The sequence below is a fragment of the Microvirga sp. 17 mud 1-3 genome, from assembly GCF_003151255.1.
Taxonomy (GTDB): domain Bacteria; phylum Pseudomonadota; class Alphaproteobacteria; order Rhizobiales; family Beijerinckiaceae; genus Microvirga.
This window is the reverse complement of record NZ_CP029481.1, coordinates 1,967,520-1,994,404: the sequence shown is the minus strand read 5'-3', so window position 1 is coordinate 1,994,404 and position 26,885 is coordinate 1,967,520. Positions and strand designations below refer to the sequence as shown.

At 65.6% G+C, this 26,885-nt stretch carries 22 protein-coding genes; all 22 read right to left on the bottom strand.

The window, feature by feature from the left end; all coding sequences use genetic code 11:
* Nucleotides 1-51 precede the first annotated feature (51 nt).
* The gene (gene lpxB / locus C4E04_RS09440) at nt 52-1,242 is read right to left on the bottom strand and encodes a lipid-A-disaccharide synthase (protein ID WP_245416280.1); all 1,191 of its coding nucleotides are present in this window, start codon (nt 1,240-1,242) and stop codon (nt 52-54) included.
* Entirely contained in the window at nt 1,235-2,101 is an 867-nt protein-coding gene (locus tag C4E04_RS09435) for an LpxI family protein (RefSeq protein WP_109597014.1), read from the bottom strand. Before C4E04_RS09435 ends, lpxB begins: the two co-directional genes overlap by 8 nt.
* Nucleotides 2,098-2,907: an acyl-ACP--UDP-N-acetylglucosamine O-acyltransferase gene (gene lpxA, locus C4E04_RS09430; protein WP_109597012.1), complete on the bottom strand. Its 810-nt coding sequence runs from the start codon at nt 2,905-2,907 to the stop codon at nt 2,098-2,100. The genes C4E04_RS09435 and lpxA overlap by 4 nt, the downstream gene beginning before the upstream one ends.
* Nucleotides 2,907-3,371, bottom strand: a complete 465-nt coding sequence (gene fabZ / locus C4E04_RS09425) for a 3-hydroxyacyl-ACP dehydratase FabZ (RefSeq protein ID WP_109597010.1) — start codon at nt 3,369-3,371, stop codon at nt 2,907-2,909. The genes lpxA and fabZ overlap by 1 nt, the downstream gene beginning before the upstream one ends.
* A gap of 29 nt (nt 3,372-3,400) precedes the next feature.
* Nucleotides 3,401-4,480: a UDP-3-O-(3-hydroxymyristoyl)glucosamine N-acyltransferase gene (gene lpxD, locus C4E04_RS09420; protein WP_109597008.1), complete on the bottom strand. Its 1,080-nt coding sequence runs from the start codon at nt 4,478-4,480 to the stop codon at nt 3,401-3,403.
* Nucleotides 4,481-4,519: 39 nt separating this feature from the next.
* Entirely contained in the window at nt 4,520-6,922 is a 2,403-nt protein-coding gene (gene bamA / locus C4E04_RS09415; RefSeq protein WP_109597006.1) for an outer membrane protein assembly factor BamA, read from the bottom strand.
* A gap of 165 nt (nt 6,923-7,087) precedes the next feature.
* The gene (gene rseP / locus C4E04_RS09410) at nt 7,088-8,251 is read right to left on the bottom strand and encodes an RIP metalloprotease RseP (RefSeq protein ID WP_109600974.1); all 1,164 of its coding nucleotides are present in this window, start codon (nt 8,249-8,251) and stop codon (nt 7,088-7,090) included.
* Nucleotides 8,252-8,292: 41 nt separating this feature from the next.
* Complete coding sequence (dxr, locus tag C4E04_RS09405; protein ID WP_109597004.1) at nt 8,293-9,453, bottom strand: 1-deoxy-D-xylulose-5-phosphate reductoisomerase; 1,161 nt, start codon at nt 9,451-9,453, stop codon at nt 8,293-8,295.
* A gap of 19 nt (nt 9,454-9,472) precedes the next feature.
* Nucleotides 9,473-10,330: a phosphatidate cytidylyltransferase gene (locus tag C4E04_RS09400; protein ID WP_109597002.1), complete on the bottom strand. Its 858-nt coding sequence runs from the start codon at nt 10,328-10,330 to the stop codon at nt 9,473-9,475.
* Between the two features lies 1 nt (nt 10,331).
* The gene (locus C4E04_RS09395) at nt 10,332-11,099 is read right to left on the bottom strand and encodes an isoprenyl transferase (RefSeq protein WP_109597000.1); all 768 of its coding nucleotides are present in this window, start codon (nt 11,097-11,099) and stop codon (nt 10,332-10,334) included.
* 26 nt (nt 11,100-11,125) lie between these two features.
* The gene (gene frr, locus C4E04_RS09390) at nt 11,126-11,686 is read right to left on the bottom strand and encodes a ribosome recycling factor (RefSeq protein WP_109596998.1); all 561 of its coding nucleotides are present in this window, start codon (nt 11,684-11,686) and stop codon (nt 11,126-11,128) included.
* A 57-nt stretch (nt 11,687-11,743) separates the two neighbouring features.
* Nucleotides 11,744-12,409: a UMP kinase gene (pyrH, locus tag C4E04_RS09385; protein WP_245416311.1), complete on the bottom strand. Its 666-nt coding sequence runs from the start codon at nt 12,407-12,409 to the stop codon at nt 11,744-11,746.
* 174 nt (nt 12,410-12,583) lie between these two features.
* Nucleotides 12,584-13,513: a translation elongation factor Ts gene (gene tsf, locus C4E04_RS09380; protein WP_109596994.1), complete on the bottom strand. Its 930-nt coding sequence runs from the start codon at nt 13,511-13,513 to the stop codon at nt 12,584-12,586.
* A 107-nt stretch (nt 13,514-13,620) separates the two neighbouring features.
* A complete protein-coding gene (locus tag C4E04_RS09375) occupies nt 13,621-14,637 on the bottom strand; it encodes a 30S ribosomal protein S2 (RefSeq protein WP_109596992.1) in 1,017 nt (338 codons plus the stop codon).
* Between the two features lie 443 nt (nt 14,638-15,080).
* Entirely contained in the window at nt 15,081-18,551 is a 3,471-nt protein-coding gene (gene dnaE / locus C4E04_RS09370) for a DNA polymerase III subunit alpha (RefSeq protein WP_109596990.1), read from the bottom strand.
* Nucleotides 18,552-19,906: 1,355 nt separating this feature from the next.
* The gene (locus C4E04_RS09360; RefSeq protein WP_109596986.1) at nt 19,907-20,602 is read right to left on the bottom strand and encodes an ABC transporter ATP-binding protein; all 696 of its coding nucleotides are present in this window, start codon (nt 20,600-20,602) and stop codon (nt 19,907-19,909) included.
* 3 nt (nt 20,603-20,605) lie between these two features.
* Entirely contained in the window at nt 20,606-21,880 is a 1,275-nt protein-coding gene (locus C4E04_RS09355; RefSeq protein WP_109596984.1) for a lipoprotein-releasing ABC transporter permease subunit, read from the bottom strand.
* A gap of 6 nt (nt 21,881-21,886) precedes the next feature.
* Complete coding sequence (proS, locus tag C4E04_RS09350; RefSeq protein WP_109596982.1) at nt 21,887-23,215, bottom strand: proline--tRNA ligase; 1,329 nt, start codon at nt 23,213-23,215, stop codon at nt 21,887-21,889.
* Nucleotides 23,216-23,612: 397 nt separating this feature from the next.
* On the bottom strand, nt 23,613-23,948 hold the full coding sequence (locus C4E04_RS09345; RefSeq protein ID WP_245416278.1) for a DUF1467 family protein: 336 nt from the start codon (nt 23,946-23,948) through the stop codon (nt 23,613-23,615).
* Nucleotides 23,949-23,958: 10 nt separating this feature from the next.
* Complete coding sequence (gene mce, locus C4E04_RS09340; RefSeq protein WP_109596978.1) at nt 23,959-24,363, bottom strand: methylmalonyl-CoA epimerase; 405 nt, start codon at nt 24,361-24,363, stop codon at nt 23,959-23,961.
* A 25-nt stretch (nt 24,364-24,388) separates the two neighbouring features.
* A complete protein-coding gene (locus C4E04_RS09335; protein ID WP_109596976.1) occupies nt 24,389-26,062 on the bottom strand; it encodes a ribonuclease J in 1,674 nt (557 codons plus the stop codon).
* 3 nt (nt 26,063-26,065) lie between these two features.
* Nucleotides 26,066-26,884: a biotin--[acetyl-CoA-carboxylase] ligase gene (locus C4E04_RS09330; RefSeq protein WP_109596974.1), complete on the bottom strand. Its 819-nt coding sequence runs from the start codon at nt 26,882-26,884 to the stop codon at nt 26,066-26,068.
* Nucleotide 26,885 lies beyond the last annotated feature (1 nt).

Sequence of the window (26,885 nt, the reverse complement as noted above, 5' to 3'; positions counted from 1 at the left end):
AGGCCGGGGATGATAAGACCGTCTCCTCAACGGGCTTAGGGAGGTCTGCGGTCAGGCCGACGGCTGACGAGCCCTGCTCTCCCCAAGCACCTCGGCGACGATCCGTGCTGCACGCTCGCTGGGCTGCTCGTCGCCGATCCGCATGAGATCGTCGAGGCGGCGGAAGGCTTCTTCCTGGCGGCGGCGCTCGGGCGTGTCGGAGAGGAGCGGGAGGAGCGCGGATGCCAGCTTCTCGGGTGTGCAGTCCCACTGGATCAGCTCAGGGATCACGTTCTCGCCGAGGACGAGATTTGTAAGGACGATGGACGGCGCCTTGATGAGGTATTTCAGGACCTCCTCGAGCTTCGAGACCCGGTAGGCCACCACCATCGGGACGCCCGACAGGCCGAGCTCAAGAGTGACGGTGCCCGACGCTGCGAGCGCGGCGTCGGCCCGGCGGAAGGCCTCCCATTTCGCGGCCTCACCCTGAACGAAGGTCGGCGTCACGGGCCAGTCGGCTGCCCGGTGCCGGATCTCGTCGGCGAGGTGCGGCACGGCCGGGATCGTCACCTCGAAGGGCCGCGGAGAGCGTTCTTTCAGGAGCGCCAGGGCCTGACCGAACGGCTCCATCAGCCGGCTGACCTCGGAGCGCCGGCTTCCCGGCAGAACGAGGAGCCGCAAGGGCTCTCCCGGCGCCGCCCCGCGCTCGCCCGCAGCGGGGCGGATCTCGTCCAGACGCTCGATCAGCGGATGTCCCACATAGGTGGTGGGCGGGCCGCCCAGGCGCCGATGCGCCTCAGGCTCGAAGGGCAACAGGGCCAATAGATGGTCCACGTATGCCCGCATCTTCGGTGCCCGGCCCGGACGCCAGGCCCAGACCGAGGGGCTGACATAATCCACGATGGGAATGCCGGGGGCCTGCGCCCGCACGGCCTGGGCGACCCGATGGGTGAAGTCGGGGCTGTCGATGATGACGAGAAGGTCCGGCTTCGCGGCGACTGCCGCATCCGCCGTCATGCGGATCCGCCGCAGGATGGTCGGCAGGCGGGCGATGACGGCCGAGAACCCCATGACGGCGATGTCTTCGAGGGGAAAGAGGCTCTTCAGGCCCTCCCGCTCCATGGCATGGCCGCCGACACCGTCGAAACGGATGCGAGCAGCTCCGAGGCGCGCCTTCAAGGACCGCATGAGCTTCGCGCCGAGCTGGTCGCCGGATTCCTCCCCGGCGACGATCCAGATCGCAAGCGGCGCAGCTTCACTCACGGCCTTCCTCCATCCAGGGCAGATCGACGGCGACCAGGAACAGGCCCTGCTCATTGGCGAGCCTCAGCGTCTTCTCCTGTTCGAGGATAAGGGTCGAGCCCGCTCCGACGGCGATCCCGGAAAGGCCCGCCTGCACGGATTCGACGATGGTGCGCGGACCGATGGCCGGCATGTCGACCCGCAAATCCTGGCCGCGCTTTGCCGCCTTGATGAGCACCCCACCCTCGCGGCGCCGGCGCAGGCCGAGCCAGGAGCGTCGCAGGCCTGCAACACGGCGCAGCATCCGGTCCGTTCCCTCGGGCCCCTCGATCGCCAGCACGTGACGGCGGGACACGACGGCCGCCTGGCCGATATCGAAGGCGGACAGAGATGTCAGGAGTGAAATTCCCACTTCCACGGCCTCCCGGTCGTCCGGGCCCGGATGAAGGTCGCCGTGCAGGGCCAGGGGTGCGACAAGCCCTGAGGCCAGTTCATGGGCGCCGACGACTGTGTAGCCGCGCTCCTCCAGCAGCATGACGGCACCGCGCAGGACCTGATCGTCCCCACGGGCGATGACCTCCTTCACCTCCTGCCGGTTGCGCAGGAGCGAATAGGCGCCGAGAAGCGCCGAGAAGCCCGGGCGGCGCACCGCACCTGCCAGGGTCACGGCCCGCGGCTGCCACTTCTCCAGAGTCGCCATGATGGTCTTGAGATCGAGCAGGTCCGCCTGGGCATGGGCGCGCCGGCGCAGCTCGGGCGCGGCAAAGCCGCGGAAGGCCAGAATCCGGAAATCCTGCCCTGTCCGCTCGAGGTACTCAACCAGCTGGATCGGAAGCTGCCCGGAGCCGGCGAGGATCGCAATCGGCCCGCTGCCGGTCATCCAGCCGAACCGACCGGATCCCTGGGCGTGCAGATCGCCCGATCCTTGCCCTCCCGGATGAAATCCAGGATCTCGTGGACGAAGGGATGGCTGTCGAACTCGGCCGCCACGTCCTCCACCCGCTCCGAGAGTGTGCCCTCGTCGGCGAAGAGCAGCCGGTAGGCCCGGCGGATGTCGTGGATCTGCTCGCGCGTGAAACCGCGCCGGCGCAGGCCGATGATGTTCAGGCCCGCCAGATGGGCTCGGTTGCCCATGGCCATGCCGTAGGGGATAAGGTCGTTCTCCAGCCCCGACATGCCGCCCACGAAGGCGTGGGAGCCGACCCGCGCGAACTGGATGACGGCCGAGCCCCCGCCGAAGATCACGTAATCCCCCACCGTGACGTGGCCTGCCAGCATCACGTTGTTGGACAGGATCACGTCGCTGCCGACCCGGGTGTCGTGGCCCACATGGGAATTGGCCAGGAAAGCGCACCGGTCGCCGATGACGGTCTGCATCCCGCCGCCTTCGGTGCCGGGATTCATGGTCACGCCTTCGCGGATCATGCAATCGGCCCCGATGGACAGGGTCGAGGCCTCGCCGCGATATTTCAGGTCCTGCGGGATATGGCCGATGGACGCGAACGGAAAGATGCGCGTGCGCGCACCAATCGTGGTGCGCCCTGCCACGGCCACGTGGCTGAGGAGCTGGCAGCCTTCCCCAAGCACTACCTCGGGGCCGACCATGCAGAACGGGCCGATCCGTGCCCCGGCGCCGATGACGGCACCGTCCTCCACTACAGCGGTGGGATGGATGAAGGTTTCCATCAGTCCATCACCAGCATGGCGCTGACTTCCGCCTCGCAGACGAGGGAGCCGTCCACCTTGGCCTCACCCCGATACCACCACATGTTGCGCCGGTTGTTCAGCTTCTTCATGTGGAACTCGACCCGGTCCCCCGGCTCCACAGGCTTGCGGAACTTGACCTTGTCGATGGTCATGAAGAAGACCTGCTTGGGCTTCTCCTGCTGCGAGATCTTGGACGCGACGCAGATGGCGCCGGCCGTCTGGGCCATGCCCTCGATCAGGTAGACCCCCGGAAAGATCGGACGGGTCGGGAAATGGCCCGTGAATTGCGGCTCGTTGAAGGTCACGTTCTTGATGCCGATGCAGGAATTGTCCCCATCAATCTCGATGATCTTGTCGACAAGAAGGAACGGGTAGCGATGCGGCAGGAGATCCAGAATCCGCATGATGTCGGCGGTTTGAAGCGTGGTTGGCGCTTCGCTCATGTCAGTCACTCCGGGGCTCTCGAACGTCTTCAGGTTGAAGAAGACGGACCGTCGTTGGTGGCGGAATCGCCGGAATCGCTCTTGGATGCAAGCTTTTTAAGGGCGTTGATCTCGCGGAACCACTCCCTGACCGGACGGGCCGGCACGCCGCCCCAGCGGGCGCCGGGCGGAACATCGTTGTTGACCGCGCTGGTCGCGGCGATCTGGGCGCCCATGCCGATCCGCAGGTGCCCCTTCACGGCCACCTGGCCGCCGAGGGCCACGTAATCCTCGATCGTGGTCGAGCCCGCAATGCCGACCTGGGCGACGATGACGCAATGGCGTCCGATCACCACGTTGTGGGCGATCTGCACCAGATTGTCGATCTTGGTGCCCTCCCCGATCACCGTGTCCCGGCTTGCGCCCCGGTCCACCGTGGTGTTGGCGCCGATCTCCACATCGTCCTGGATGATGACCCGGCCGACCTGCGGCACCTTCAGGTGTCCCTGCGGGCCCATGGCGAAGCCGAAGCCGTCCTGCCCGATGCGGACGCCCGGATGGAGGATGACCCGGTTGCCCAGGAACGCATGGGTGATGGTCACATGAGGACCGATGGAGCAGTCCCGCCCGATCTTCACATGGGCGCCGATGACCGCGTGCGCCCCCACGAGGGTGCCGACGCCGATCTCCGCATGGGGACCGACCACGGCACCGGGATCGACCTTCACGCCGTATTCGAGACGTGCGGTCGGATGCACGAAGGAGCCGGGCGAGATGCCCGTGGCCGCGAAGGAGGATTCGGGCCGCATGGCGCTGGGGAAGAACAGTGCCAGGACCTGCGCGAAGACCCTGTAGGCCTGGGGCGTGACGAGCGCCACGGTTCCAGGCGGGACCTTTGCGGCGAAGCGTGGCGTCACCAGGCAGGCGCCCGCCTGGGTCCGGCCCAGGGCCTCTCCATAGGAGGCGTTGTCCATATAGGCGATGTCGTCAGGCCCGGCGGTCTCGAGGGGTGCGGCCCCACGAAGCAAAAGCTCCCCGTCGACACCGTCGGGGAGCGTGGCATGGGCCATCTCCGCCACCTGACGCAAGGAAAGCGCCTGGCTCTGCGGAAAGAAGTTCAAATCTGTCATGAAAAAGAAGTGAGGGCGCCGCTAGGGCGCCCTCCCCGATTAGAAGCGTGTACCACCCGAGAAGCGGAAGGCCTGGGTCCGGTCGCCGCCGATCTTGCCGTTCGCGGTCGGCATGCCCTCGTCCTTGGACAGGGCGATGGCATAGTCGAAGCGGATCGGTCCGAGCGGCGAAGCCCACAGGAGCGAGGCACCGACCGAGGAGCGGATCTTGTGGCTGTCGCGGACCAGGATGCACTCCTGGGCGACAACTGCGCTCTGGGTGCAGCCCAGGGTCGGGCTGTAGCCGTCGATGATGCTGTTGCCGTTCGTGTCGAACGTCGTCGGGCCCTTGTACCCGAACAGCGTACCGGCATCCGCGAAGACCGCGCCCTTGAGGCCGAGCTCACGCGGCAGGCCGAAGATCGGGAACTGCACCTCGACCGACCCGCCGAAGTAGGTGGTGCCGCCGATGGCGTTGGCGTTCGTGTCGTAGCTCGACACGTCGCGCGGACCGATGCCGTTGTTGGCGAAGCCGCGCACCAGTGTCGGGCCCAGGAAGAACTGGTCGACGATGCGCAGGTCGCCGCCGCCGCCGCCCAATCCCTTGTTCTCGTTGCCGAAGCCCATGATGTGGCCGCCCTGGACACGGGCGATCCCCACCACGTCCTCCCAGATCTCCTTGTAGTAGCGGAGATCGCCGGTGGCGCGGAAGTAGCGCGAGTCGCCGCCGAGGCCGGCGAAATCGGTCTTCACCTCGCCAAAGAAGCCGTTGCGCGGGTTCTTGTTGTTGTCGAGGGTGTTGTAGTTGAAGGTCAGGCCCGCCAGGGAGGTCAGGGTCTTGCCCTGCGATTCCTTGATCGCGAGCGAGGCTTCGCCGTTGCCTTCGCAGAAGAAGCGGTTCGGCAGGCCGGCACCGGGGCCGCCGGCCGGATTGAGCACCGTATAGCCAGGCAGCGGCTGCGAGCAGTCGTTATAGGGCTGCTTGTAGTCGTTCGGGATCTTCAGGTCCTGCTGGAACAGCGAGTAACGCAGCGTCACCGTGAACTCTTCGGTGAAGGGCAGGCCGAGGCGCAGCTGGCCGCCAGTCACGCGGTTCTCGTAACGGGAATACTTGGTCTGGTCGCTGAACTTCGAGAACAGGTCGATACCGGCCGACATGCGGTAGCCGAGGAAGTACGGCTCCGTGAACGAGAAGTCGACGCCGTTCGTGCGCTGGCCGAGCTGACCGGCCACGCGGACGAACTGACCGCGGCCGAGGAAGTTCGACTCGCTGACCGCCACCTCGCCGATGAGGCCGTCCTGGGTGGAGTAACCACCCGAGACCGAGAAGGCGCCGGTCGATTGATCCTCGACGTCCACGTTCACGACCACCCGGTCGGGCGCGGAGCCCGGCTCGTTGGAGATGCGAACGGTCTTGAAGTAGCCGAGATTGTTCAGGCGGCGCTCCGCCCGGTCGATGAGGACGCGGTTGTAGGGGTCGCCTTCGCCGAGATCGAACTCGCGGCGGATCACGTAGTCACGGGTGCGGGAGTTGCCGCGGACGTTGATCCGCTCGATGTAGACCCGCGGGCCTTCCTCGACCACGTAGGAGAGATTGATCGTCTGCGTCGCGGGATCGCGGGTCGCCACGGGGCGGACCTGCGCGAAAGGATGGCCCCGGCGCGCGATGTCCGTGGTCATGTCCTGCAGGGAGCGCTGCACCGCGTCGGCATTGTAGGTGGAGCCCGCAGAGGTCGACAGGTCGCCGCGCAGGGACTCGACCGGCACCTCAGGGAGGCGGGAATCGATGCCGACGCTACCGAGACGATACTGCGGCCCTTCTTCCACCGAGATGGTCACCACGTACCCGCCGGCATTGGGATCGAACTGCACGTCGCTGGAGAGGACGCGGAAATCCGCATAGCCGTTCTTGAGGTAATAGCGGCGGACGAGCTCGAGATCGTTCGCCAGACGAGCCGGGTCGTAGACGTCGGTGCTCTTGAGGAAGCTGAGGATGTTCGATTCGGTCGTCGTCATGACGCCGCGCAGGCGGCTGGACGAGACCTGGTTGTTGCCGACGAAGCGGATCTCCTTCACGCCCGTCTTGTCGCCCTCGACGACCGTATAGACGATGTCGACGCGGCCGTTGGGAAGATCGACGATGCGGGGGGTCACCTGGGCGAGGCTGCGGCCCTGGCGGCGATAAACTTCAAGGATGCGCTGGACGTCGGCATCCACCGTACGCTGGTCGTAGGGAGCGCGGGCGCGAGCCTGGAGCTCGCCCTCGATCATGCCCTTCTCGACACGCTTGTTACCCTCGATCACGACCCGGTTGACGATAGGTCCTTGCGCAACGGAAGCCCGGCGGCTGGCCTGCTGAGCGAACGCGGTGTCGGCGGCGGTGATTCCAGCCATCATCGCGCTGACGGCGATCATAGCGGTGGCGGCCGGTTTCCTCCGGCGTGGCGTGGTCGTCGACATCATCAACTGGCCCGTCTCTTTATCTTTGTCCTACAGCGGATCGCTCCGCGGGCTGGGAACGGAAGCTCCCAACCTTATCGGTGTGATCCGCTTGTACAAACTTTCGCCGTCATTGCAAACGGCGCTTTCCCCTACACAGTAGCATTTTTGTCCTGCGTGGCGTCCTTGTCACGTTCCGCGAGCCAGAAAACTTGTGCCAAGGTGAACAATGTCATTCCAGGTTGCGAAAAGCATAAGCATCGCAACGATTGCAAAGCCGATCCGGAAGCCGATTTCCTGCGCTTTTTCGCTCAAAGGACGGCCCCGAATGGCCTCGATGGCGTAAAAAAGGAGGTGTCCGCCGTCGAGCAACGGAATCGGAAAAAGGTTAATGAGGCCGATCGAAACCGACATGAACCCGATCAGGCTGATGAGGCTGTAGACCCCACCGACATCGAAAGCCGTGCCCGAGGCGCGGGCGATTCCGATGGGACCCGAGAGCTGATCGGCGGATTCCCACCCCAGCACGAGGCGGCGCATGAAGTTGAGGGTCCGCTCCACCAGGTTCCAGGTTTCCACAGCCCCCGACTTCAAGGCGCCCAGGGGCGAGTAGGAGACGCGCTTGATGGCGCTCGGATCACGGGAGGCCTCGACACCCAGGAGGCCGATCCGCTGCTTTCCGAAGGGAGTGGAACGCTCCACGAAATTCGGCGTCGCCGACAGGGCAACGGTCTGCCCGCCCCGCTCCACCGTGAAGGTCAGGGCCTCGCCCGCGCTGGAGCTGACCAGGAGCTGCATGTCCGCGAAGGTCTCGATCTGCCGCCCGTCGATGGACAGGATGAGATCGTGGGGCTTGAATCCGGCCTTCTCGGCGGCGCTGCCCGGCTGGACGGCCTCGATCCGGGGCTCCAGCACCTGCCGCCCGCTGAAATAGTTGAAGCTCGCGAAGATCGCGATCGCCAGGATGAAATTCGCGATGGGACCAGCGGCCACGATGGCGGCGCGCTTGAGCACATTTTGATGGGGAAAACTCACGGCCCGCTCGGCAGCGCTCATATGGACGAGCTGGTCGTTGTTGGGAACGCTGGCGGCATTCAGGTCGCCGACGAACTTTACGTAACCCCCTAAGGGAATCGCAGAGATCTTCCAGCGGGTGCCGTAGCGGTCGGTCCAGCCGAAGAGCTCCCGCCCAAAGCCGACCGAAAAGGCCGTGACCCCCACGCCGCAGCGCCGGCCTACCCAGAAATGGCCGAACTCGTGGATGAAGACCACCACGGTAAGGACGACCAGGAACGAGATGATCGTGAGGAGAAAGGAGCCCGTTGCTCCGGTGATCGTCGAAAGCCAGTCCATCATCATCCCTTTCGCATCGGTCTCACGGCGGCCAACCTGCCTCAGACCGGCACAAGCTGCCGCGCCGCCTCCCGGGCCTCATGGTCGATCGCCAGAGCGTCCGAGATGCTGACCGGTGCCGACATATTCCTTCCGGAGAAGATTGAACAAACCGTCTCAACCTTTTCGGAAATGGCGTAAAATTTAATTTTGCCGGCCATGAACGCCGCGACCGCAATCTCGTTGGCGGCGTTGAGGATCGTCGGCATCGCACCTCCGGCCCGAAGCGCAGCCCTGGCCAGGGCGAGACATGGAAAGCGGGTCTCGTCGGCCTTCTCGAAGCTTAAACGGCCAATAGCGGCAAGATCGAGACGGGGCAGCGCCATCGCAAGGCGTTCACGGTGACGCAGGGCATTGGCGATGGGAACCTTCATGTCCGGCAGGGCAAGACCTGCCGTAAGGGCGCCGTCCGTCCATTGCACCAGCCCGTGGACGATCGCCTCGGGATGGACCAACACGTCGAGCTTGTCCGCCCCTAGGCCGAACAGGTGATGGGCCTCGATAAGCTCGAGCCCCTTGTTCATCAGCGTAGCGGAATCGATGTTGATCTTGGCGCCCATGGACCAGACCGGGTGGGCGGAGGCCTCGGCGGCGCTCGCCTGGGCAATACGCTCCCGGCTCCAGGTCCGGAAGGGGCCGCCGGACGCCGTGATGACTGCCGTCTCCACGTCGCTGTTCCGTCCCGCCGCGAGGGCCTGGTCGAGGGCGTTGTGCTCGGAATCGACCGGCATGATCTCGACGCCGAGGCGCCGGGCCTCAGCCATAAAGGCCTCACCGGCGCAGACGAGGCTCTCCTTGTTGGCAAGGGCGATGCGGCGGCCGGGCTTGAGGGCCGCCTGGATCGGGCGCAGGCCGGCCGTGCCGCTGATCGCCGCCAAAACCACGTCCGCATCCCGCTCCGCCGCCTCGGTCACGGCCGAGGCCCCTGCCCCGGAGCCGATGCCGGATCCGGACAGAGCCTCCTTCAGAGCCGGGCCGCTCTGCTCGTCGGCGAGAGCCGCGAAGCGGGCCCCGAGCCTGCGCGCGACCTGAGCCAGTGCCTCAGCATTGCTGCCGCCTACCACCGCCTCGACGCGAAACTCCTCCCGGTGGGCGAGGACCACCTCGGCCGTTGAGCGGCCGATGGAGCCCGTGGCACCGAGAATCGTGAGGCTGCGCGTCATGGGGTCAGGGCATCATGGGTCAGGTGGCAAGGCGGACGATCAGGAGAACAATCCCCAGGATGAGGGCGACGGCCCAGAAGCCGTCGAGGCGGTCCATCACGCCCCCATGGCCCGGGATCAGATGGCTCGAATCCTTCACGTCGCAATGCCGCTTGAGGGCAGATTCCCCGAGATCGCCAAGCTGGCTCGCCACGGAGGCGATCGCGGACAGGATGATGGTATTGCGCAGGCTGAAGGGCTGGATCCAGCCGAGCCGCTGGGCCCCCCAGGCGACCAGGAACCCGCCCAGGGTCCCGGCCAGGAGGCCACCCGCAAAGCCCGACCAGGTCTTCTTGGGGCTCACCCGGGGCCAGAGCTTCGGCCCGCCGAAGCGCCGGCCGGTGAAATAGGCCACGATATCCGTGGCCCAGACCACCGCGAACATCCAGAGAAGCCCCACGAGGCCCAGAAACGGATGGGCACGCACCAGGGGCGGCACGAGCACGATGACTGCCCCGTAGGTGAAGCCGCTGACCGCCCACAGACGCCCCTCGGTACCGCGGGCGAGCAAAGCCCCTAGCGCTGCCGTTACGACAGTCACGGCGACGCCGGTCGCCAGGGACATGTCGCGCAGGAAAACAACCGTGAGCGCCGCAAGCCCTAAGCCCAGAACGATCTGGACCGGACGGCGCGGCTCGACCCGGGTCATGTTGGTCCACTCGGCCATCATGGCGATGCCGGCGGCGAGCCAGAACAGCGCGAAGGTCCAGCCGCCCTCCCAGGCCGTGGCGAGAGCGACGGCGATCAGCACGATGGCGGACAAAGCCCGGGTCGCGAGTTCGCTGCGTGGCTTTCCGGCAGGTTCAGGGGAAGAGGACGGGCTTACGTCCGCCGCCATGTCATACAGCCCTGGCGCTGAGCCCGCCGAACCGGCGCTCGCGCTTGAAATATTCGTCGATGGCGGCACGGAAGATGGCCTCGTCGAAATCGGGCCAGAAATCCGGGATGAAGACGAACTCCGAATAGGCTGTCTGCCAGGTGAGGAAATTGGAGACCCGCTGCTCTCCCGAGGTGCGGATCACCAGGTCCGGATCCGGGATGCCGGCGGTGTCGAGATGGGCCTCCAGGGTCGCGGCATCGATGGCCTCGGGAGCGAGGCTCCCGTCCTTGACCTTGCGGGCGAGCGCCTGCACGGCCCGGACGATTTCCTGGCGCCCGCCATAATTGAAGGCGATCACCAGGGTCAGGCCGGTATTATGGCGGGTGAGCTGCTCAGCCTCGTCGAGCAGGGGCCGGATGTCGGAAGCCAGCCCCTCCCGCGTGCCGATGATCCGGACACGGATGTTGTTGGCGTGAAGATCCGCAAGGTCGTGCCGGACGAAGCGCTTGAGCAGCCCCATCAGGTCGGACACCTCCTGGGCGGGGCGGCGCCAATTCTCGGCCGAGAAGCTGTAGACCGTCAGGTAGCGGATCCCGAAATCCCCGGCCACGCGCACGGCCCGCCGGATCGCCTCGACGCCCCGGCGGTGCCCTTCGAAGCGCGGCAGGCCCCGCTTGGCCGCCCAGCGGCCGTTGCCATCCATGATGATGGCGACATGCGCAGGCATTCCCTCCCCCGCATCTCCGCCGGGGAGGGCCTCAACCGAGCGCTTCGCTTCACCGTTCATGGGCGCATCCGCATGCCGTCCTGAAATCAGACGTGCATGATTTCCTTTTCCTTGGCGGTCAGCACCGTCTCGACCTCGGCCACGAACTGGTCGGTCGCCTTCTGGACCTGGTCGCTCTGGCGCTTGGCGTCGTCCTCGCCGATGGTGCCGTCCTTCTCGAGCTTCTTGAGGAGGTCGAGGCCGTCCCGGCGGACATGGCGGATCGCCACGCGGGCCTCTTCGGCGTATTTGTGCGCGACCTTGACCATTTCCTTGCGGCGCTGCTCGTTCATCTCCGGAATCCGGAGGCGGATGACCTGCCCTTCCGTCTGCGGGTTCAGGCCGAGATCGGATTCGCGGATTGCCTTCTCGACGGCGCTCACCATGCCCCGGTCCCAGACCTGGACGCTGAGCAGGCGCGGCTCCGGCACGCTCACGGTCGCAACCTGCGGGATCGGCATCATCGAGCCATAGGCGTCGACCTGGATCGGGTCGAGGAGGCTCGGCGCGGCGCGGCCGGTCCGGAGGCTGCCGAGGTCGTGCTTGAACGCGTTGATCGCGCCCTGCATGCGGCGCTTCACGTCTTCGAGGTCAAAAGTCGTTGCCATCGTGATTGATCCCAACTCGAACTATTTCAACGGGCTTACGCTTCCCTGAAGGTTGCATCAAGGGGCCACGACCGTCGAGCGCACCTCGCCCTTGAGGATCGACGTGATCGACGAAGGGGCGTGAACGGACCCGACGATGATCGGAAGCCGGCTCTCGCGGGCAAGCGCGAAGGCGGCGGTATCCATGACCTTGAGGTCCTTGGCGATCGCCTCGTCATGGGTGATGCGGTCGTAGCGAACGGCCGAGGGGTCCTTCTTGGGGTCGGCGGAGTAAACGCCGTCCACCTGGGTCGCCTTCAGCACCGCGTCGCAGCGCAGCTCCGCGGCCCGGAGCACGGCGGCCGTATCGGTCGTGAAGAAGGGATTGCCGGTCCCGCCGGCCAGGACGACCACCTGTCCCTTGTCCAGGTGGTGCAGGGCCGGCTGGCGCGCATAAGTCTCGCAGATCGTGGGCATCGACACGGCCGCCATGGTGCGGGCCGAGACGCCGGCGGCGTTCAGGGCGGTCTCGATGGCGAGCGAGTTCATGACCGTCCCGAGCATGCCCATCGCGTCGGCCGTGGGCCGGTCGATCCAGCCGGCGGCGCTCATCCGCGCGCCGCGGATGATGTTGCCGCCGCCGAGGACCAGGGCGATTTCGAATCCGGCGCGGGTCGCATCCGCCAGGTCCTCCGCCAGGCCCGAAAGGGTCTGAGGATCGAGCCAGTAGCCGTCGGGGGCCATCAGGGCCTCGCCGGAAAGCTTCACCAGGATGCGCCGGAATTTCGTCACTGCCAGACCTCTCTTTCTTGTGGATGGAATGCTCCCGGAAGGGACATCCCTTCCGTTAAGTGAAGCATTCCCGGGCTCTCATGAAAACGGCGGCTGAAGAGCCGCCGTTTGAGAAGAGAAGAGGCCTCAGGCTTTCGTGCCGGCCGCCGCGGCAACTTCCGCAGCAAAATCAGGAGCTTCCTCCTTTTCGATGCCCTCACCGAGGGCATAGCGGACGAAGCCTTTCAGGACCACCGGCTTACCGGCCTTGGATTCGGCCTCCTTGAGGACCTGGGCCACGGTCTTCGACGGATCGTGCACGAAGGACTGCTCGAGGAGGGTGACCTCCTTGTAGTAGCTCTTCAGGCCGCTCTCGACGATCTTCTGCAGCACGTTGTCGGGCTTGCCGGCGTTCTTCTCGCGGAGAATCGCGCTCTCACGCTCCACCGTGGCGGCATCGATGCCGGAGGCGTCGACCGCAACCGGGTTCGTCGCCGCGACATGCATGGCGATCTGACGGCCAAGGGCGCTCAGCGCGTCGACATCGCCTTCGGATTCCAGCGCCACGAGAACGCCGATCTTGCCGAGGCCTTCGGCGACGACGTTATGGACATAGGTCGCAATCACGCCCTGGGAGACCGTGAGCCTCGCGACGCGGCGCAGGGTCATGTTCTCGCCGATGGTGGCGATGAGCTCCTGGAGGCGGTCCTTCACGGTGGTCTGCGAACCCGGGAAGTGCGCAGCCTCGAGGGACGCGACCGTGCCGTCGCCCATGAGGGCGATCTTGGCGGCTTCGCGCGCGAAGGCCTGGAAGCTGTCGTTGCGGGCGACGAAGTCCGTCTCCGAGTTGACCTCGACGATGGCGGCGGTGTGCCCGGAGGATTCCACGGCCACGAGGCCCTCGGCGGCCACGCGGCCGGCCTTCTTGGCGGCCTTGGACAGGCCCTTCTTGCGCAGCCAGTCGACGGCCGCCTCGATGTCGCCGTTGGTCTCGGCGAGAGCGGTCTTGCAGTCCATCATGCCGGCGCTGGTCTTGTCGCGCAGCTCCTTCACCATCGCAGCGGTAATGTTCGCCATGGCTCGTCCTTTCGCAGGTTCATACATAGAGGGAGCCCGGCGTCCAGGGAACGCCGGGCTGATCGATCACGGTCGGGTGGCGCCGTTCGTCATGGCGCCGGGCCTGCTTAGGCCGCCTCGATCGCCGAACGGGCCTGGTTGATCCAGCCGTCGCGGTCGACACGACCGTTCAGCTTCAGGTCCTTGTCGAGCTGCTCCACGTCCGCCGGCTTCATGGCGGCGAGCTGCCAGTAGTGGAAGATACCGGCTTCGTTGAGCTTCTTCTCGAGCTGCGGACCGACGCCCGTCAGCTTGGTCAGGTCGTCCGGGGCGCCGCGGGGAGCCGCCAGGCGCTCGAACTGCTCGTCCTGCTCGGCGGAAGCGGCACCCTCGTTCGCCGGGAGCTCCTCGACCATCGGGTTCTCGGACGCGCCGATATCGATGCCCATGGCGCCGGCGCTGCGGGAGATACCGTCGAGAGCCGCGCGGGAGATCAGGTCGCAATAGAGCGAGATCGCACGGCCGGCGTCGTCATTGGCCGGGACCGGGAAGGTGATGCCGTCCGGATCGCAGTTGGTGTCGACGATGGCCGCCACCGGGATCCCGAGGCGCTTGGCCTCCTGAATCGCGAGCTGCTCCTTGTTGGTGTCGATCACGAAGATCAGGTCGGGCGTGCCGCCCATGTCCTTGATGCCGCCAAGGGCGCGCTCGAGCTTCTCCTTCTCGCGGGAGAGCATGAGACGCTCCTTCTTGGTGAGGCCCTGGCCGCCGCCGGCGAGGATCTCGTCGACCTTGCGCAGGCGCGAGATCGAGCCCGAGATGGTCTTCCAGTTGGTCAGCATGCCGCCGAGCCAGCGGGAGTTCACGTAGTACTGGGCCGAACGCTTGGCCGCATCGGCGACCGAATCGGAAGCCTGGCGCTTCGTGCCGACGAAGAGCACGCGGCCGCCCTTGGCCACCGTGTCGCTGACGGCCTGGAGGGCGCGGTGCAGCATCGGGACCGTCTGGGCCAGGTCGATGATGTGGATGTTGTTGCGGGTACCAAAGATGTACTGAGCCATCTTCGGGTTCCAGCGGTGGGCCTGATGGCCGAAATGGGCGCCAGCCTCAAGGAGGCTGCGCATCGAAAATTCAGGAAGCGCCATAGTTTATTCTCCGGTTGAGCCTCCGCGGAGCAGTGGACCGGCCCTGCCGGCCACCGGGACGCCTCATAGCTTCATGAAGCAGGCTCCGCGTGTGGAATAGGCGCGCATATAGGGGTTTAGGCGTGGAAACGCAAGCAGGAAGAGGGTGTTCCCGCGTCATTCCGGGGCGTCGCAGGCGAGCCCGGAACCCATAAACACTAGCGCCTCAGAATAAAGAACTCTGATAACCGCTGCACCCGATCCTGCACCGTCAGCGATTATGGGTTCCGGGCCCAGCGCTCTACGCTGTCCCGGAATGACGCGGGAAGCCCACCCTTCTCTCCTCCCCCTTGTGGGGAGGAGTTGGAGGTGGGGGTGTGAGCGCCAAGCTGGATTGAGTTCAGCACCGGCACCCCCACCCTGGCCCTCCCCACAAGGGGGAGGGAATCGCGTCGCGCCTCTTCTCAGTTGATATGCACGTCCACGACCCCCGGCACCGCGCGCAGCGCTCCGGCGATCTGGGGGGTGGCCATGTACTTGCCCGGGAGCCTCACCTCCACCTCCCGGTCGCCGTCGTCGAGGATCAGAACCAGGGAGACCTCGCCCTCGCCGCGGGCCTTGAGCCGCTCGAAGACGCTGCCGATGGGGCGCTCGTCGCGCAGGAAGATCCGCATCCCCTTCTGGTGCTTGGAGATCGCCTCCTCCAGAAGCTCGGCCATGCCGATACGCGCCCTCACCTCCTCGCCCTCGAGGCCGGCCTGGAGCATGAGGACCACCGCGTTGCCGGGCTCCAGGATGTCGCGCAGGCGCTGCAGGCCTTCCGAGAACAGAATGGCCTCGAACTGGCCCGTCTGATCCGACAGGGTCAGGATGCCCATCTTGTTGCCGGTCTTGGTCCGGCGCTCCTGGCGGTCGAGGACCGTGGCGGCGACCCGGCCGACTGAGTTACCCGCCTTCACCGAGCGGCAGAACTCGACCCAGGTCTGGACCCGGAGTTTCTTCAGCAGGTCGCCATACTCGTCGAGGGGATGGCCCGAGAGGAAGAAGCCGACCGCATCGTATTCCTTCTGGAGCTTCTCGGCCGCCGGCCAGGGCTCATAAGCCGGGATGCGCAGCTGCACGTCCGCGGACGCGACGCCGCCAAACATGTCCGCCATGCCGCCATTCGCCGCCTCGTGGCATTGCTGGGCCAGGCTCATCATGGCGTCCACGGCCGCGCAGGCCCTGGCCCGGTCGGGCTCCAGCTCGTCGAAGGCGCCGGCCGCGATCAGGTTTTCGAGGGTGCGCTTGTTGATCATGCGCGGATTGATGCGCCTCGCGAAGTCGGCCAGACTCGTGAAGGGCTTATCGCCCCGGGCCTCGACGACGGCCTCGATGGCCTGACGGCCCACGCCCTTCACAGCCGCAAGGGCGTAGAGGATCGCGCCGGACCCGTCCGGGTCGTATTTCACGTCGAACACCACGCCGGAGCGGTTGATGGAAGGCGGCTCGACCCTGATGCCGAGGCGCTGCGCCTCACGGCGGAATTCGGAGAGCTTGTCGGTGTTGTCGAGGTCGAGCGTCATGGACGCGGCCAGGAACTCGACCGTGTGATTGGCCTTGAGATAGGCGGTCTGGAACGCCACGAGCGCGTAAGCCGCCGCGTGGCTCTTGTTGAAGCCGTAATCGGCGAATTTCGCCAGGAGGTCGAAGATCTCGTTGGCCTTCGCCTTGTCGAGCCCGTCCTTCGCGGCGCCGGAGAGGAAGCGCTCGCGCTGGGCATCCATCTCGGCCTTGATCTTCTTGCCCATGGCGCGGCGGAGCAGGTCGGCGTCGCCGAGCGAGTAGCCCGCCAGCACCTTGGCGACCTCCATCACCTGCTCCTGGTAGACGATGATGCCGAAGGTCTCGCGCAGGATCGGCTCCAGCTTGTCGTGCGGATACCAGTCCCTCTTGTTGTGCTCGTCCTTGCCGAGCTTGCGGGCGCAATAGACCGGGATATTGGCCATCGGGCCCGGGCGGTAGAGGGCCACGAGGGCGATGATGTCCTCGAAGCGGTCGGTCTCCATCTCGACGAGAGCCTTGCGCATGCCGGCCGATTCCACCTGGAACACGCCGACCGTCTCGCCCCTCTGCAGCATCTCGTAGGTCTTGCGGTCGTCGAGGGGCAGGGCCGAGAGATCGACTTCGATTCCCTTTCGCCGGATGAGGTCGACGGCCGTGCGCAGAACCGTCAGGGTCTTGAGGCCGAGGAAGTCGAACTTCACGAGGCCTGCCTGCTCGACCCATTTCATGTTGAACTGGGTCACGCGCATGCCGGTCTTCGGGTCTCGGTAGAGCGGCACCAGTTCCTGGAGCGGACGGTCGCCGATCACCACGCCGGCCGCGTGGGTCGAGGCGTGACGATGAAGCCCCTCCAGCTTCTGCGCGATGTCGAGCATGCGCCGGACGACCGGCTCCTCGTCCCGGGCGGCCTGAAGCCTCGGCTCGCCCTCGATGGCCTGGGCAAGCGTCACGGGATTGGCCGGGTTCTGCGGCACCAGCTTGGTGAGCTTGTCGACCTGCCCATAGGGCATTTCGAGCACGCGACCCACGTCGCGCAGAACGCCGCGGGCAAGCAGCGTTCCGAACGTGATGATCTGCGCCACCTGCTCCTCGCCGTAGCGCTGCTGCACGTATTCGATGACCCGCTCGCGCCCCTCGACGCAGAAGTCGATATCGAAGTCCGGCATCGACACGCGTTCCGGGTTGAGGAAGCGCTCGAACAGCAGGCTGAAGCGAAGCGGATCGAGATCCGTGATGGTAAGCGCATAAGCGACGAGCGAGCCCGCGCCCGAGCCACGGCCCGGGCCGACGGGAATGTCGTGATCCTTCGCCCATTTGATGAAGTCGGCCACGATGAGGAAGTAGCCGGGGAACTTCATCTTGCGGATGATGCCGACCTCGAAGGCGAGACGGTCGCGGTAATCCTGCTCGGTCAGCCCCGGTGCAGGGCCGTGCGCGGCAAGGCGCTTGGCGAGCCCCTCCTCCGCCTGGCGCTGCAGCTCCTCGCCCTCGTCCAGGGCAGCCGCATCGGGCCCGGTCCCGAAATTCGGCAGGATGGGCTTGCGCGTCCGCACGCGGGTCGAGCAGCGCATCGCGATCTCGACGCTCGCCTGAAGCGCGTCGGGCAGATCCGCGAACAGCTCCATCATCTCCCGGCGCGTCTTGAAATTGTGCTCCGGCGAGAGCCGCCGCCGGTTGTCGTCCGACACGATGCGCCCCTCGGCGATGGCGAGCAGGGCATCGTGGGCCTCATAATCGCCGGGCGCGGAGAAGAACGGCTCGTTCGCCGCGACGATGGGCAGGCCGTTCCGGTCCGCAAGACCGATCAGGGCGGGCTCGACCGCCCTCTCCTCGTCGAGGCTGTGGCGCTGGATCTCCACATAGAGCTGATGCCCGAAGGCGTCCTTGAGAACGTCGAGACGCGCCTGGGCGAGTTCCTCCCGGCCGATACGGAGCGCTGAATCGAGGGGGCCCGTGAAGCCGCCCGTCAGAGCGATCAGGCCCTCATTGTGTCGGGCGAGGTCGGGGGCGGAAACCCGGGGCGCCTCTCCAAGCGGCACGCCGAAATAGGCGTGGCTCACCAGGCGCATGAGGTTGCGATAGCCCTCCTCCGTCTGCGCCAGAAGCACCACATTGGCGGGCTGGGGCACGATCCGCGCCACTGGGTCCGGTTCTTCAAAGCAGACCGAGAGCTGGACGCCCGCGATGGGCTGGATCCCGGATCCGGCCAGCTTCTCGGAGAATTCGAGCGCGCCGAAGAGGTTGTTGGTGTCGGTAAGAGCCAGCGCCGGCTGCCGGTCCGCCGCCGCGAGCTTCGCGAGCTGCGCGATCTTCAGGGCCCCCTCGAGCAGCGAATATGAGGAGTGCACATGCAGATGCACGAAGCCGATATCGTGAAGAACGCGCGCCATAGGACCCAACTCGGAAACTGCACTTGGTACGGCGCGTATTGTGGCACGATTCTCCTCACCCAAACCTTGCCGAGGACGTCGTTCCTGTGAATCAAGCCTCAGGCCATGGGCGCGAGGGCCAGGGCCCACAGGGCGATGGCGGAACCGAACATGGCCAGGGATGCGATTTCGGCTGCCGTTTCGAGAATGGTGCGAAGCATGATGTCCTCCGTGTTCCTGATAGGTTCATCATTGTTCGGTGTATGTTCTGTGTAAAGCCGTGGATATTGCTCCCCTGCCGGGTGAGTCAATGGAGTCTTAACGTGACGGAACGTGAGCCGAGGGCGGGTTGCGGGTAAGCCAACGATCCTCACCACGCCGACGCACAACGCAGATCTCGGTGCCGTGGACAATGGAGCATGCTCGGCGCCTCTCCGACGGATTTCGGGTGAGCGGGAGGCGCCGCGCTGCTCTTCCCCTGTGGATCACAGAAGTTCGCGGGAGGCGCTATCCGGCCCTCTCCCCGACGGATCTCAGGTGTTCCTGAGATGCGCTCCCATCAAACGCAAGTCGGGAACACCCGACTTGCGGTGGGAGAGAGTTGGAGAGGTGGGGGTGAGCGCTACGTTCTGAGAGTCCTGCGCCGACACCCCCACCCTCACCCTCCCCACAAGGGGGAGGGAAACAGGGCGCAGCACGTCGCTATCGTGCGCAACCTCTCCGCCGCGCATCTCCCTCTCCCATGGGGAGAGGGGCAGGGGTGAGGGGCGTGCCCTCTCCGGAGACGCCGCAACCCTCACCCGGTGCTCCGCACCGACCTGTCCCACCCGGGAGAGGTAAAAGGCGGCGCCGTATGTTCTTCTTTCGTTCTTGACAGGCTGGTCAAGCTAAGCTATATCCTTACACATCTGCTCCCGCCGAGGGGCGCGCTCGCGAGGCGTCGCCGAATGCGGGGAGCGGAACGGTCCTGCGGCAGTCTCTTACGCACGAGACTGGGCAGGTGGCCCCGGCACAGCCGGAGGTCCGGGCTGGCCCGGCGCCGCTCGCGTCCCTGAACGCGACGCCGCGTCCGGGCAGTACGTGGACCTCTCGCGGCCGGTCCGCCGAAACAAACCGTGCGCGCTGACGCTTCGGCTCACCGCATTTCACCTCATCCCAACAGAGCCGGAGCGATCCTCTCGTCCCCCTCGATCCTGCTGTCTCCTCCGGGCCTCACCGCCCGGAGGACGAAGCGGCGTGCCGTCATGGCGCCATCGCCGCCTCGTGCCCGCCCCTGGTCATTCCGGGGCCGTGCCGCAGAGCCCGACCCGAAGGGCCACGCAAAGCGGGGAAACCCATAAACACCAGCGTGTCAGGATGAAGGAGTGCGGCGGCCGCTACGGCAATTGCACGATCAGCCCGTCGCGGATGGTCACGCGGCGGTCCATGCGGGCGGCGAGGTCGAGATTGTGGGTGGCGATGAGGGCGGCGAGTTTGGAGGCGCGCACGATGGACACGAGGGTCTGGAAGACCCTGTCCGCCGTGTTCGGGTCGAGATTGCCGGTCGGCTCGTCGGCAAGGAGCAGGCGCGGTGCGTTGGCGACCGCGCGGGCAATGGCGACCCGCTGCTGCTCGCCGCCGGACAATTCGCCCGGCCGGTTGTCGAGGCGCTTGCCGAGGCCGAGGAACGTCAGGATCTGCGTGGCCCGCTCCTGCGCCTCCCCTTTCGTCATGCCGCGGATGAGCTGTGGCAGCACCACGTTCTCCAGAGCCGAGAATTCCGGCAGCAGGTGGTGGAACTGATAGACGAAGCCCAGCTCCTCCCGCCGCACTCGCGTGCGCTCCGCATCGTTCATGGCGGCGGTCGGCCGGCCTCCGACAAAGACCTCGCCCCCATCCGGCTTCTCCAGAAGGCCGGCCACATGCAGAAGTGTCGACTTGCCGGTTCCCGACGGGGCGATGAGCGCCACGATCTCGCCCGGCCAGATCGCCAGGTCCGCCCCGCGCAGCACCTCGAGAAACCCCTCCCCTTGCGGGTAGCGGCGCTGCACCTGGGACAGGTAGAGGGCAGGTTTGGTCTGACCGGACGACATGGATTATCCGTAGCGCAACGCCTCGACCGGATCGAGCTTCGCGGCGCGCCAGGAGGGATAGAGGGTGGCGAGAAGGGACAGAACCATCGCCATGACCAGGATGGTGATGACCTCCGTCGGGTTTACGTCGGCCGGGAGGCGGCTGAGGAAATAGAGCTCCGCCGGAAACAGGTTCGTGTTGGTGAGATAGGAGATGAAATTCCGGATGCTCTCCACATTGAGCGCCAGAACAAGGCCGAGGCCGAAGCCCGCAATGGTACCGACGATGCCGATGGAGGCGCCCGTGATGAGGAATACCCGCATCACCGCACCTCGCGTCGCGCCCATGGTTCGCAGGATCGCGATGTCGCTCGACTTGTCCTTCACGAGCATGATGAGGCCCGAGATGATGTTGAGCGCGGCCACAAGAACGATGAGGGTGAGGATGAGGAACATCACGTTCCGCTCCACCTCCAGGGCTCCGAAGAAGGTGCGGTTGCGCTGTCGCCAGTCGGTCATCAGGATCGGCCGGGCGGCCGCCTCCTCGATGGCGGCCCGTGCCTCGTCGACCCGGTCGGCATTGTCGAGATAGACCTCGATCAGCTGCACGTCGTTCGGCCGGTTGAAATAGCTCTGCGCTTCATTGAGCGGCATGTAGACGAAACTCGAGTCGAATTCTGACATGCCGATCTCGAACACGGCCTTGACCGGATAGGCCTTGATCCGCGGAGCCGTTCCGAACGGTGTCGAAGCACCTCGTGGGGTGATGAGGGTCAGCGAGTCTCCGGCCTGGATCGAGAGCGCCTCCGCGAGCCTGCGCCCGATGGCGACGCCGCCGTCCTGGTCGAAATTCTCGAGCGTCCCTTGGCGGAGGTTGTCGGCGATGTGCGAGATGTTGCGCAGGTCCTCACCGCGGATGCCGCGCACCAGGACGCCGCTGCCGCCATATTGCGAGGAGCCGAAGGCCTGCCCCTCGATGATCGGCAGCGCCCGCTTCACGCCGGGCACCGCCGCGATGCGCCGCGTGACCTCCTCGTAATCGGTCAGCGGCGTCTCGATGGGCGCGACGAAGATATGGCCGTTGATGCCGACGATCTTGTCGAGGAGCTCCTTGCGGAACCCGTTCATCACCGACAGCACGACGATGAGCGTCGCGACGCCGAGCATGATGCCGAGAAACGAGAAGCCCGCGATGACCGAGACGAAACCTTCCCGCCGCCGTGTGCGCAGATAGCGCACGGCAAGCATCCACTCGAAGAGGGAAAACGGCTTCGTCCCGGTTTGCGCTGCCTTGGCCATACGCTCTTACGAACGGTTGCCGAGTCGGGCGATCACGCTGTCGAGGGGAAGCAGCTCACGCTCGCCCGTCGAGCGGCGCTTCAGCTCCACCTTGCCGTCTGCCAGCCCCTTCGGCCCGATCACGACCTGCCACGGAATGCCGATGAGGTCGGCGGTTGCGAACTTGCCGCCGGGACGCTCGTCCCTGTCGTCGTAGAGCACGTCGTATCCGGCCGCCGTCAGCTGGCGGTAGAGGGTGTCGCAGGCCTCGTCCGTGGCCGCATCCCCGGTCTTCAGGTTGAGGAGGGCCACGTCATAGGGCGCCACCGATTCCGGCCAGATGATGCCGTTCTCGTCGTGACTCGCCTCGATGATGGCCGCGATGAGCCGGCTCGGACCGATGCCGTAGGAGCCCATATGGACCTCGTGCTCCTGGCCGTCGGGTCCCATCACCTTCGCGCCCATGGGGGCCGAATACTTGGTGCCGAAATAGAAGATATGTCCGACCTCGATGCCGCGGGCGGACATCTGCTTGTCCGCCGGCACCGCCTCGAACCCGGCCGCATCGTGCATCTCGGATGTAGCCGCATAAAGGGAGGTCCACTTGTCGACCGTGCTCTGAAGGCCGGCGACATTGTCGAAATCCGTCGTCTCGGGCGGGATGGGGAAGTCGAGATAATCCGCGTGGCAGAACACCTCGCTCTCGCCCGTCGAGGCCAGGATGATGAATTCATGGCTCAGATCGCCGCCGATGGGGCCTGTATCGGCCCGCATGGGGATCGCTTTCAGACCGAGGCGGGCGAAGGTGCGCAGGTAGGCCACGAACATCTTGTTGTAGGAATGGCGGGCCCCTGCCTGGTCCAGGTCGAACGAATAGGCGTCCTTCATCAGGAATTCGCGGGAGCGCATGACGCCGAAGCGCGGGCGCACCTCGTCCCGGAACTTCCACTGGATGTGGTAGAGGTTGAGCGGCAGGTCCTTGTAGGAGCGCACATAGGCCCGGAAGATCTCGGTGATCATCTCCTCGTTGGTGGGGCCGAAGAGCATCTCGCGGTCATGCCGGTCCTGGATGCGCAGCATCTCCTTGCCGTACGCGTCGTAGCGCCCGGATTCCCGCCAGAGATCGGCCGACTGGATGGTCGGCATCAGGAGCTCGATGGCGCCGGACCGGTTCTGCTCTTCCCGGATGATGGCATTGACCTTGTTCAGCACCCGCAGCCCAAGTGGCAACCAGGCATAGATCCCGGCGGCCTCCTGCCGGATCAGGCCGGCGCGCAGCATGAGGCGGTGGGACACGATTTCCGCCTCTTTCGGCGTCTCGCGGAGGGTGGGCAGGAAGTAGCGGCTCAAACGCATGGAACGCCTTCAGGATCGCTCGGACAGAGGGGTGGACAAAGGGACGACTCGTTTCAAGCACACAACACAGCCCCCCAGTAAAAGACAAGCTGTCTTCGCCCGAGAGGAGGTTCTGCACCTTCCCTTATACGAAAGAGTAATGGGAATTGTGCCGAAAATTGCATCAGCCCCTGCTAAAAAAGGTGACATCCGTTAAACGGGCCCGTATAAAGCAAACGCTAACGTCTTTACCTGTCACAGGTCAGAGGTTGCGGTCCGAGTTTCGGGAGGAACAAGATCCCCGCGCGCCACAACAGGCGACGGCAATAGAAGGCCAGGGATTAACAATTGCCAAAGGCAGTTCAAGCAAGGCGAAAGCCTTGCTTTTTTCTTGCCTGGTCGGAATTTGTCTTTGGGATTACAGGCCGGAGAGCGGCAAAGCGCCGGCCACGAAGACAAGGACCACGGACGCAACAAGGGTCGTCCACAAGGCTTTTTCACGCAAGGCTGGCGCTGCGGGCGCTCCAGGCTCGCTGCCCTTGATCACCTCCCCGGCCTCCACCTGACTGCGCACCCCGAAAGGCAGGACGGCGAAGAGCAGCGTCCACCAGATGATGAAGTACAGGGCGGTACCGCCCGAAATCCTGAGCCCGAACGCTGCGACGACCGCCGCAATGGCCAGGGCCGAGATGGCCACGACCGCCGCCAAAGTGCTCCAGAAGGACGTCGAAAGAAACTTAACCGTACGAATCAATGCCTTGGCCTCACGCTTGCTCAAGTTCCACGAGCGTCCCCAGGAAATCCTTGGGATGCAGGAACAGGACCGGTTTCCCATGGGCGCCGATCTTCGGCTCGCCGGAGCCGAGCACCCTTGCGCCGTTCCGTACCAGTTGATCCCGCGCCGCTCCAATGTCGTCCACCTCATAGCAGACGTGGTGGATGCCTCCATCCGGGCTCCGCTCCAGGAACTTGGAGATAGGAGAATCCGGCCCGAGAGGCTCGAGCAGCTCGATCTTGGTATTGGGGAGCGAGACGAAGACCACCGTGACCCCATGCTCCGGAAGAGCCTCGGGGGACGAGACCTCGGCGCCGAGGGTCGTGCGGTAGACTTCGGACGCGGCCGCTAGATCCCGCACCGCAATGGCCACGTGATTGAGACGGCCGATCATCCTGCTCCTCCTCGAAACGTACCCCTCATACCTCAACGACGAGGATATGGCAGGCGGGCTTCTTGCCCCAGGCCTCGTTGACGGCTGCCCGTACGCCCCGGTGGACGGCGGTCTCGACCGCCTCCGGATCGCGGCGCCGCCCCTTCGGCATTCCGTTCAGCACGTCTCCGACCGTGTCGGCAATGAGGTCCAGCATATTCTCGCCCTGGCGGTTCTTTTCGGGAAGGCCCATGGCGTCGACGATCGGGTCCCCGGCCAGCTCGCCCTTGCTGTCGATGGCGATGGCGACCGTGACTATGCCCGCAAAGGCGAGCTTCCGCCGCTCCGGCAAGGCCCTCTCGCCCGCCCCGATCACGATATTGCCGTCCTTGTAGAGCCGGCCCGCGGGAATCTTGTCGATGACCTCGGCCGGCCCCGGCGCCAGGCGGACCAAGGTGCCGTTGCGGGCCTGGACCACCTCCTTGACGCCCTGGGCACGGGCGAATTTCGCATGCTCGCTCAGGTGCATCGCCTCCCCGTGAGCCGGGATGGCGATCTGCGGATGGATCCAGCGATACATCTGGGCAAGTTCACCGCGCCGGGGATGTCCGGAGACATGCACCAGCTCCGTACGATCCGTAATGATCTCGATGCCCTGGTCCACGAGGCTGTTGATGATGGCTCCGATATCTTTCTCGTTCCCGGGAATCGCCCTGGACGAGAAGATCACCCGGTCCCCGGCCGAGAGAGCGATGTCCGGATGCTCGTCCTGCGCGATGCGGGCGAGCGCGGCACGGGGCTCGCCCTGCGATCCGGTGAGGAGTGCAACCACCTTGTCTCGCGGCAGGTATCCGAAGGTGTCCGCCTTGCGGAACTCCGGCAGCCCATCGAGATAGCCGCATTCCGTCGCGACATCGATAACGCGATCCATCGCACGGCCGACGACGACCACCTCGCGCCCGCACTCCCGGGCCGCCTCGGCGACGGAGCGGATGCGCGCCACATTCGACGCGAAGGTCGTGATCGCGACCCGGTGGGGCGCGTCCTTGATGAGCTCTGCGAGGTTCTTCGCAACATCCGCCTCGCTCGGGCTCTCGCCCTCGCGCACCACATTGGTGGAATCGCAGATGAGCGCGAGCACCCCTTCGTCTCCGAGGGCACGGAACGTCTCCTCGGACGTGAGGCTCCCGAGATAGGGCGTAGGATCGAGCTTCCAGTCGCCCGTATGGACCACGAGGCCCAGAGGCGTGCGGATCGCGAGCGCATTCGATTCCGGGATCGAATGCGCCACTGGGACGTACTCGATATCGAAAGGCCCGGCTTTAATGCGCTGCCCGGGTGCGATTTCCTTAAGTTCGATCTTCGGTGCGCCCGGCTCCGAAAGACGACGGGTCTCCAGCAGGCCGGCCGCGAAACGCGTCACATAGACGGGCGCGCGTAGGCGCGGCCACATCTCGACGAGCGCGCCAATATGGTCCTCATGGGCATGGGTGATGAAGATGCCGAGGAGGTTGTGTCGCTCCTCCTCGATAAAGCGCAGATCCGGATAGACGAGATCGATCCCCGGGAGATGCTCCTCGCCGCCGAAGCCCATGCCGCAATCGACGAGGATCCACTGGCGATCGAGTTCCGGGCCGAATCCATAGAGGGCAGCATTCATCCCGATCTCGCCCAAGCCTCCGAGGGGCAAGAAAACCAGTTCGTCATTCGAGGAAGCCATTGATCAGGACCTTGTCGTGCCCGTTACGGGCTTGTGTATATCGCGCTGCAAATGAGGAAAATAAAGATCGCCTGCATCGATCAGTTCCGTCCCGGACGCGGTTCGCAGACGGAGACGGCCCCCGGAATCGAGGCCTTCGAAGAGCCCTTCCTTCGTCCCGGAGGGCAACCGGAGCCGGACCTCCTGCCCGATGCCCGCAGCACGTTCGAGCCAGAGGCGGCGGATCGGCCCGAAGGGATCGGACGGGCTCAGCCGTGCGGCGCCCTGCCAGGCCGAAAGGGTGCGGGCAAAAGCGTCCGCAAGGGCAGCAAATACATCCTCCCGGTTCAAACTCGGCTTCAGCGCCTGCAGGGCGACGGCCGGATAAGGCGTGCCCTCAGGCGCAAAGGCCACATTCACGCCGAAGCCGATGACGATAGCCAGAGCCTGGCCGATGCGGTGCCCTTCAAGCAGCAGACCCGAGACTTTGGCACCGTCGAGGAGCAGATCGTTCGGCCATTTCAGCGCAAGACGTGGATGCCCGATGCCCGTTACGGCCTCGACGGCCTCGTGCAGGGCGAGGCCCGCCACGAAGCCGAGTTGCGGCGCAAGGGCGGCCGCGCAAGGCTCCATTAGTAGGAGGCTTGCATAGAGGTTGCCGGGCGGCGAGGACCATTTCCGTCCATGCCGCCCCCTCCCCGCCAGCTGCTCGGCCGCGACGATCCAGAGCTTTCCCTGATCGCCGCGCCGGGTGGCTTCGAGCACATCGTCGTTCGTCGAACCCGTCGCTTCGAGCGAGATAAGCCTGTAGCCGGCGTTCTCGGTCTCGCGCGAAAGGTGCACG

Excerpts from the sequence above, each read along its gene's own strand:
- C4E04_RS09360 (WP_109596986.1), bottom strand. The coding sequence starts at position 20,602 with ATGTCGTCCGGTCAGACCAAACCTGCCCTCTACCTGTCCCAGGTGCAG.
- lpxD (WP_109597008.1), bottom strand. The coding sequence starts at position 4,480 with ATGACAGATTTGAACTTCTTTCCGCAGAGCCAGGCGCTTTCCTTGCGT.
- frr (WP_109596998.1), bottom strand. The coding sequence starts at position 11,686 with ATGGCAACGACTTTTGACCTCGAAGACGTGAAGCGCCGCATGCAGGGC.
- fabZ (WP_109597010.1), bottom strand. The coding sequence starts at position 3,371 with ATGAGCGAAGCGCCAACCACGCTTCAAACCGCCGACATCATGCGGATT.
- C4E04_RS09335 (WP_109596976.1), bottom strand. The coding sequence starts at position 26,062 with ATGGCTTCCTCGAATGACGAACTGGTTTTCTTGCCCCTCGGAGGCTTG.
- mce (WP_109596978.1), bottom strand. The coding sequence starts at position 24,363 with ATGATCGGCCGTCTCAATCACGTGGCCATTGCGGTGCGGGATCTAGCG.
- lpxA (WP_109597012.1), bottom strand. The coding sequence starts at position 2,907 with ATGGAAACCTTCATCCATCCCACCGCTGTAGTGGAGGACGGTGCCGTC.
- C4E04_RS09435 (WP_109597014.1), bottom strand. The coding sequence starts at position 2,101 with ATGACCGGCAGCGGGCCGATTGCGATCCTCGCCGGCTCCGGGCAGCTT.
- dxr (WP_109597004.1), bottom strand. The coding sequence starts at position 9,453 with ATGACGCGCAGCCTCACGATTCTCGGTGCCACGGGCTCCATCGGCCGC.
- pyrH (WP_245416311.1), bottom strand. The coding sequence starts at position 12,409 with ATGGCCCCCGACGGCTACTGGCTCGATCCTCAGACCCTTTCGGGCCTG.
- C4E04_RS09375 (WP_109596992.1), bottom strand. The coding sequence starts at position 14,637 with ATGGCGCTTCCTGAATTTTCGATGCGCAGCCTCCTTGAGGCTGGCGCC.
- C4E04_RS09355 (WP_109596984.1), bottom strand. The coding sequence starts at position 21,880 with ATGGCCAAGGCAGCGCAAACCGGGACGAAGCCGTTTTCCCTCTTCGAG.
- C4E04_RS09400 (WP_109597002.1), bottom strand. The coding sequence starts at position 10,330 with ATGGCGGCGGACGTAAGCCCGTCCTCTTCCCCTGAACCTGCCGGAAAG.
- C4E04_RS09395 (WP_109597000.1), bottom strand. The coding sequence starts at position 11,099 with ATGAACGGTGAAGCGAAGCGCTCGGTTGAGGCCCTCCCCGGCGGAGAT.
- bamA (WP_109597006.1), bottom strand. The coding sequence starts at position 6,922 with ATGATGTCGACGACCACGCCACGCCGGAGGAAACCGGCCGCCACCGCT.
- rseP (WP_109600974.1), bottom strand. The coding sequence starts at position 8,251 with ATGGACTGGCTTTCGACGATCACCGGAGCAACGGGCTCCTTTCTCCTC.
- tsf (WP_109596994.1), bottom strand. The coding sequence starts at position 13,513 with ATGGCGAACATTACCGCTGCGATGGTGAAGGAGCTGCGCGACAAGACC.
- proS (WP_109596982.1), bottom strand. The coding sequence starts at position 23,215 with ATGCGTTTGAGCCGCTACTTCCTGCCCACCCTCCGCGAGACGCCGAAA.
- dnaE (WP_109596990.1), bottom strand. The coding sequence starts at position 18,551 with ATGGCGCGCGTTCTTCACGATATCGGCTTCGTGCATCTGCATGTGCAC.